The organism is Curtobacterium luteum (assembly GCF_001475545.1).
GTDB lineage: Bacteria > Actinomycetota > Actinomycetes > Actinomycetales > Microbacteriaceae > Curtobacterium > Curtobacterium luteum_A.
In genome coordinates this window covers 1-7,269 of record NZ_LDQC01000025.1, presented here as the reverse complement: position 1 = coordinate 7,269, position 7,269 = coordinate 1, and the positions used below count along the sequence as shown (strand labels likewise).

Annotated in this window: 6 protein-coding genes; 4 read left to right on the top strand and 2 right to left on the bottom strand. The window is 72.0% G+C overall.

Going from position 1 to position 7,269, the window contains the following annotated elements:
- Window positions 1-2,272, bottom strand: a 2,272-nt coding sequence (locus NS184_RS04420; RefSeq protein WP_152998054.1) for an NADP-dependent isocitrate dehydrogenase, incomplete at its 3' end; no start/stop codon positions are given.
- 201 nt (window positions 2,273-2,473) lie between these two features.
- On the opposite strand from NS184_RS04420, the gene NS184_RS04415 reads away from it, so the two are divergent.
- A complete protein-coding gene (locus NS184_RS04415; RefSeq protein ID WP_152998053.1) occupies window positions 2,474-2,842 on the top strand; it encodes a hypothetical protein in 369 nt (122 codons plus the stop codon).
- A 90-nt stretch (window positions 2,843-2,932) separates the two neighbouring features.
- Here NS184_RS04415 and NS184_RS04410 read toward each other — a convergent pair whose 3' ends face one another.
- On the bottom strand, window positions 2,933-3,427 hold the full coding sequence (locus NS184_RS04410; RefSeq protein WP_058724926.1) for a hypothetical protein: 495 nt from the start codon (window positions 3,425-3,427) through the stop codon (window positions 2,933-2,935).
- Between the two features lie 140 nt (window positions 3,428-3,567).
- On the opposite strand from NS184_RS04410, the gene NS184_RS04405 reads away from it, so the two are divergent.
- The 3 genes from NS184_RS04405 (at window position 3,568) to NS184_RS04395 (ending at window position 6,988) form a co-directional block, all read left to right on the top strand.
- Entirely contained in the window at window positions 3,568-4,554 is a 987-nt protein-coding gene (locus tag NS184_RS04405; protein WP_058724925.1) for a M23 family metallopeptidase, read from the top strand.
- 142 nt (window positions 4,555-4,696) lie between these two features.
- On the top strand, window positions 4,697-5,974 hold the full coding sequence (locus NS184_RS04400) for a hemolysin family protein (RefSeq protein ID WP_058724924.1): 1,278 nt from the start codon (window positions 4,697-4,699) through the stop codon (window positions 5,972-5,974).
- A 135-nt stretch (window positions 5,975-6,109) separates the two neighbouring features.
- A complete protein-coding gene (locus NS184_RS04395) occupies window positions 6,110-6,988 on the top strand; it encodes a helix-turn-helix transcriptional regulator (protein ID WP_193750388.1) in 879 nt (292 codons plus the stop codon).
- Window positions 6,989-7,269: the final 281 nt, after the last annotated feature.

Sequence of the window (7,269 nt, the reverse complement as noted above, 5' to 3'; positions counted from 1 at the left end):
GCCCGGTGTTCCGATCGACGGCGCGTGCCCGCGTGAGAACGCAGCATTCCGGAACCTGGCGGGCGCGCCCCCGGCGCCGGCGCGCCCGTGCGACGGACGGGCGCATCACGGCGCCGGTCTTGGCGTCGTCCGGACGGTAGTACCCACCGATGTCCGCCGGGTGCCCCTGCACGCCGTTCAGCTCCTCGACGATCGTCGACTCCTGGCCGTCGAGCTGCTTCGCGACGTCCGCGAACGCCGCAGCGAGCTCGGCGTCCTCGGTCTGGGACGCGAGCTCCTCGGCCCAGTACTTCGCGAGGTAGTAGTGGCTGCCCCGGTTGTCGATCGAGCCGAGCTTGCGACCCGGCGACTTGTTCTCGTCGAGGAAGGTGCCGGTGGCGCGGTCGAGCGTCTCGCCGAGGATCGCCGCGCGCCGGTTTCCCGTCACGCCGGCGAGGTGCTCGAACGAGACGGCGAGCGCCAGGAACTCGCCGAGGGAGTCCCAGCGCAGGTAGTTCTGCTCGACGAGCTGCTGCACGTGCTTCGGGGCCGAACCACCGGCGCCGGTCTCGAACAGGCCGCCGCCACCGAGGAGCGGGACGACCGAGAGCATCTTGGCGGAGGTGCCGAGCTCCATGATCGGGAACAGGTCGGTGAGGTAGTCGCGGAGGACGTTGCCCGTGACCGAGATGGTGTCCTCGCCACGGCGGATGCGCTCGAGCGAGAAGGCCATGGCGTCCTCGGGCGACATGATCTCGATCTGCAGGCCCTCGGTGTCGTGGTCGGCGAGGTACCGCTGCACGAGCCGGATGAGGTTCGCGTCGTGCGCACGGGTCTCGTCGAGCCAGAACACGGCCGGGGTCGCCGAGGCACGGGCGCGCGTCACGGCGAGCTTCACCCAGTCGCGGATCGCCACGTCCTTGGTCTGGCAGGCCCGCCAGATGTCACCGGCCTCGACCTCGTGCTCGATGACGGTCTCGCCGCCGCTCGTGACGACGCGGACACGACCGGCTGCCGGGACCTCGAAGGTCTTGTCGTGCGAGCCGTACTCCTCGGCCTTCTGCGCCATGAGCCCGACGTTCGGCACGGAGCCCATGGTGGCCGGGTCGAAGGCGCCGTTCGCGCGGCAGTCCTCGATGACGGTCTGGTAGATGCCTGCGTAGCTGGAGTCCGGGATCACCGCGAGGGTGTCGTGTTCCTCGCCGTCCGGGCCCCACATGTGACCCGAGGTGCGGATCATCGCGGGCATCGAGGCGTCGACGATGACGTCGCTCGGGACGTGCAGGTTCGTGATGCCCTTGTCCGAGTCGACCATGGCGAGCTCGGGGCCCGCATCGAGGCCCTCGTCGAACGCACGCTTGATCTCGGCGCCGTTCGGCACGGCGTCGAGCCCGGCGAGGACCGAGCCGAGGCCGTCGTTCGGGTTGAGCCCCGCTGCCGCCAGGTCGGCTCCGAAGCGCTCGAACACGGTCGGGAAGAACGCACGGATGACGTGGCCGAAGATGATCGGGTCGGAGACCTTCATCATCGTCGCCTTGAGGTGCACCGAGAACAGCACGCCCTGGGCCTTCGCTGCGGCGATCTGGTCCTGCAGGAAGGCCTCGAGCGCGCGGACGTGCAGGACCGTGCCGTCGATCACCTCACCCGCGAGGACCGGGATGGACTGCTTGAGGACGGTGGTCTCACCGTCGGCGCCGACGAACTCGATCGTCAGGGTGTCGTCCGCCGGGGCGATCCAGGACTGCTCGTTCGAGCGGAAGTCGTCCTTGCCCATGGTCACGACGTTCGTCCTCGACTCGTGACTCCAGGCACCCATGCGGTGCGGGTGCTTCTTGGCGTAGTTCTTCACCGAGAGCGGCGCGCGGCGGTCCGAGTTGCCCTCGCGCAGCACGGGGTTCACCGCGCTGCCCTTGACGCGGTCGTAGCGAGCGCGGACGTCGCGCTCCTCGTCCGTGGTCGGCTCGTCGGGGTAGGCCGGCAGGTCGTAGCCCTGCACCTGCAGCTCCTTGATCGCCGCCTTGAGCTGCGGGATCGACGCCGAGATGTTCGGCAGCTTGATGATGTTCGCCTCGGGGGTCTTCGCGAGGTCCCCGAGCTCGGTGAGGGCGTCGTCCAGGCGCTGCTCGTCGGTGAGCCGCTCCGGGAACTGCGCGATGATCCGGCCGGAGAGCGAGATGTCGCGGGTCTCCACGTCGACACCGGCGGTGCCGGCGAAGGCCTGGATGATCGGGAGGAAGGAGTGGGTCGCCAGGAACGGCGCCTCGTCCGTGAGCGTGTAGATGATCTTGGCCATGCTGGCGGGTACTCCCTTGTTCATGCCGTCGGTACGCCCCACGCTACTCGCAGGCGCGGGATGTCTCGATGTCAAGATACCTGGTCGGGTCACCTCCCAGCGAACTTCCGCCTGACACCCGGGAGGCACATGGCCGGCCCTTGGGGACCGAGCGTGGACTGGTCTCCCGCGGCACCACCGCTGCGGTGGGAGGAGCAGACCGTGACGACGACACGACGACGGACCCCCGAGGACTTCGGGTGGACGGCCGAGGACCTCCGCTCGGCCTACGCGGTGGACGGCAGCGGGCCGTACCGGTACGCCCCGGACGGCTCCGGCCCCTTCTCGTACGACGCGGACGGGTCGGGTCCGTGGCTCGTCGGACCGGACCCGACGCGGGGGATCGCCCGGTTCGCACCCCGGCAGCGCGGCGCGGGGTCGAGACTGCGTCGGCTCGGGACGGCGTGTGCTGCGGGAGCGCTCGCGGTCGTGCTCGCCGTCGGGAGCGTGGCGGCCGTCGCGCACACCGTGCCTGCACAGCACCGGGTCGACGCCTCCGCCGTCCACAGCACGGACCCGGACGAGGGCTGACGCGTCGGGAACGGGGACGGCCGGGTCGTGGCGCGGGGCGGTACGGCGCGGCCCGGCGCCGGGTCGTGGCCCGGGGCCGGTGCGCGCGTCCTAGTGCCCGATGGTGATCCGGAACACCCGGACCCCGGAGGTCTTCAGCGCCGCGAGACCGAGGCGCATCCGGAGGTTCCGGAACGGGCGGTCCCGACCGGTCGGGGCCGCCGCCGCGCCGATCTGGTGGAGCACCTCGGACGTCAGCGTGCGTTCGATCTTCGGCGCGAGACGCGTCACGCCCGACACCGTCACGACGATGCGCACCGCGTTCGGCGCGAGCAGGGGGTCGATGAGCTCCGCGGCCTCGTGCGCCCGGTGGAACGCGGGGTCGTCGCCGGGACGGCGGATCGCGATCACGGCGAGTTCGGCGTCGCCGGTCTCGCCCGGGTCCGGGAGGTCGTCGACCCCGACGACCCGCATCCTCGTGGCGTCGACCCCGGCCCGGACCGCGGCGGCGCGCAACACGGGCAGGAGCTCCTGCGTGCCGGCGAGGACGACCTCGGCGGCACCCAGATCGATGGGTTCGTGACGCTCGCGCGGCGTTCGGGCCATGGGCTTCGGTCCTTCCGGTCGCTCTCCTCGGACAGTACCGATCGACACGGAGGACCATGCCGTCGAGGCGCGTCCGGTAACGGAATGATCACACTGGGGTCTGTACAAACGAACAGAGTCGTGCAGAATGGTGGGCGGCCATGACGACTGCACCCCACCCAGACCAGCACCCGGAGACCCCGGTCGTGCACCTGTCGCGCCGTGCAGCCCTCGAGGCCGAGCGCGCCGCGGCCCGCAAGCAACCCCGCCGCACCGGCCGGGTCGCCGCCACCGCGCGGGCCTCCACGGAACACGTCGGCACCGCGCACTCCGAGAGCCGCGTCCGCCGGGTCGACCGCGACGCGAGCGGCCCGACGCGCACCTCCCGCACGGTCAGCGTGACCGCGGCACCGCAGCCACGGCGCCCGCTCCGCACCAGGGTCAACCCGCTGCGCCCGGCGAACCGCGCCAGCCGCGTGACGCTCACCAGCGCCCTCGCCGCCTTCGTGCTCTTCGCCGCCTCCGCGACCCCTGCCCACGCCGCGTCCGGCACCGCGGTCGCCACCGCGACCCTCGCCCCGAGCGTCGCCGGCCAGGACTACTCGGTCACGCAGCTCGCCGCCCTCGCCGACCCCGCACGCGACGGGTTCACGATCGGCGGCGGCTCGACGACGAAGGAGCAGGCCACCGCGAGCGGTTCGGTCTCCTTCGGGGGCGAGGTCCGCTCGCCGTTCCCCGGCCCGGTGCAGATGAGCTCCGGCTTCGGTTACCGCTCGGCACCGTGCGGGGCGTGCTCGTCGCTGCACGAGGGCCTCGACTTCACCCCCGGGCTCGGCACCCCGATCGGCGCGATCGCGAAGGGCACGGTCCGCGTCGCCGGCACGTACTTCAACTACGGCACCGCCGTGGTGATCGACCACGTGATCGACGGTCGGAAGGTCGCCACGCTCTACGGCCACATGATCCCGGGATCGACCCCGCTGCAGGTCGGCGACACCGTCGAGGCCGGTCAGTTCATCGGCCAGGTGGGCAACTCGGGCGTCTCGACCGGAGCGCACCTGCACCTCGAGGTGCTCCTCGACGGCGTCACCCCGATCGATCCCGCCGCGTGGCTCGAAGCCCGCACCGGGCGCCCGATCACCGCCTAGGCAGCCCATCCACAGCACCCCCGCAGTCACCGCGGGGTCGGCTCCCAGAACGCCTGTGCAGGCTCTCAGGCATGGACGACTGTCACAGGCCCAGCGCCCGATCGCGACCGGTTCCGCCCCGACCTGAGCGGACCACCCGCTGATGGGCGCCGACACCTGGATCGCCTTCGGGCTCGTCATCCTCTTCGTGCTCGTCGGCGGGGTGTTCGCCGCCGCCGAGATCGCCCTCGTCTCCCTCCGCGAGTCGCAGCTGCAGCAGCTCGAACGCAAGGGGCCGCGCGGTGCACGGGTCGCCCAGCTCGGCCGCGACCCGAACCGCTTCCTCTCCGCGGTGCAGATCGGTGTCACCGTCGCCGGGTTCTTCTCGGCAGCCTACGGCGCCTCGTCGATCGCCCCCGACATCGCCCCGCTGCTGCAGGGCCTCGGCCTCGACCGCGGTGCCGCCGAGGCCGTCGCCCTCGTGCTGCTGACCCTCGTCATCGCCTACCTGTCGCTGGTGTTCGGCGAGCTCGTCCCGAAGCGCCTCGCACTCCAGCGCGCCGAGGGGTTCTCGATGCTCGTGGCCCCGCCGCTCGACCGGTTCGCGACGCTCATGCGCCCGGTCATCTGGGTGCTGTCCAGCACGACGAACGCGATCGTCCGGCTGCTCGGCGGCGACCCGAACGCGCGCAGCGAGTCGATGAGCACGGAGGAGCTCCGTGACCTCGTCGCCGAGCACGACGCCCTCGACGCCCAGGGCCGGCAGATCGCCCGGAGCGCCCTCGACGCCGGTGACCGCACCCTCCGCGAGTCGATGCGCCCCTGGTACGACGTCTCGACGATGGACGCCGACCTCTCCGTCCGTCAGGCGACCGACCACGCGCTCGACGCCGGGCACTCCCGGTACCTGGTGACCTCGGGCTCGCGCGACCACGTCACGGGCTTCGTGCACCTCCGAGACCTCCTCCGCCCCGCCGACCCCGAGGCACCGCTCGCGACGCTCGTCCGGCCGGTGCTGGCGATGCCGGAGACGAAGTCGTTGTCGAGCGCGATCGCCCAGATGCGCACCGACGGCCACCAGATCGCGCTCGTCGTCGACGAGTACGGCGGCAGCGCGGGCATGGTGACGCTCGAGGCCCTGCTCGAGGACCTCGTCGGCCGCATCAAGGACGAGTGGGACACGGCCGAGCACGACAGCTCGTCCCCCGGTGCCGAGGGGGTCGACGGGTCGCTCGTGCTCGAGGACCTCGCGGCCGACGGCGGCCCGGTCCTGCCCGACGGCGACTACGAGACCGTCGGCGGGCTCGTGCAGGTGCACCTCGACCGCATCCCCGTGGTCGGGGACGTCGTGGACCTCGACGACTGGTCGATCGAGGTCACCGAGATGGACGGACACCGCGTGGCGCGGGTGCGCCTGGTCGCGCGGGAGCGCGCGCAGTAGCGGCGACCGCCAGCCGACGGGAGGCCCGTGGCGGCGCCGCCACGGGCCTCCCGTCCGATCCGTGTGGACCCGGTACCGAGGCAGGCCCTCCCGGTACCTGTCCCGGTACCGGTCCCGCCACGTAGCCTTGCCGACATGGGTATCGACGTGCGCAAGGAGATCCAGGACTTCCTGTCCTCACGACGGGCGCGGCTCACCCCCGACCAGGTCGGCATGCCGACCTTCGGTGGGGGAGTCCGACGGGTTCCCGGTCTCCGCCGGCACGAGGTGGCGATGCTCGCGGGCGTGAGCGTCGACTACTACACGCGACTCGAGCGGGGGACCCTCAAGGGCGTCTCCGACAGCGTGCTCGACGGTCTCGCGGCGGCCCTCCGGCTCGACGACGACGAGCGCACGCACCTGTGGGACCTCGCCCGCCTGGCGAACGCCGGGGTGAAGACCATGCACCGCAACGTCCCGACCCGGGTTCGACCGGGCGTGCAGCAGCTCCTCGACGCGATCACCGGCGCACCGGCATGGGTGCGCAACGAGCGCGGCGACGTCGTCGCGACGAACGAGCTCGGTCGGGCGCTGTACTCGCCGATGTTCGCGGGACCCGGTCGTCCGGTGAACACCGCACGGTTCACGTTCCTCGACCCGGCCGCCCGCGAGTTCTTCCCTGACTGGGCCCAGACCGCGCGGGACGCCGTGGCGATCCTCCGTGCCGCGGCCGTCGCCAACCCGTGCGAGCCCGGACTCGTGACGCTCGTCGGGGAGCTCTCGACCCGCAGCGAGGAGTTCCGCACGTGGTGGGCGGCGCACGACGTCCGGTCGCACCGCACGGGTCGCAAGCGCATCGAGCACCCGGTCGTCGGGCGGCTCGAGCTGACGTACGAGGCGCTCGACCTCGTCGCGGACCCCGGGCTGACGATGTTCACGTACGGGGCCGAGCCCGGGAGCGAGTCGGAGCGGAACCTGGCGCTGCTCGGCACCTGGGCGGCGACCGAGCGCTCGGAGCGGTCCGCGGCGGTGTAGCCCCGCGCGGGGAGCTGTCCGCGGGGGCGGCGAGTCGTCGTCGCTGCCGAACGACAGTGCCGCTGTCGTACGACGTCGGACTCGTCGTTCGTTGCACACGCGGCCGGTTGCACACGCGGCACTGCGACGGCGCCGCCGTCGTACGACGTCGGACTCGTCGTTCGTTGCACGCGCGGCACTGCGACGGTGCCGCTGTCGTACGACGTCGAACTTGTCGTTCGTTGCACACGCCGCCTGTTGCACACGCGGCACTGCGACAGTGCCGCTGTCGTACGACGTCG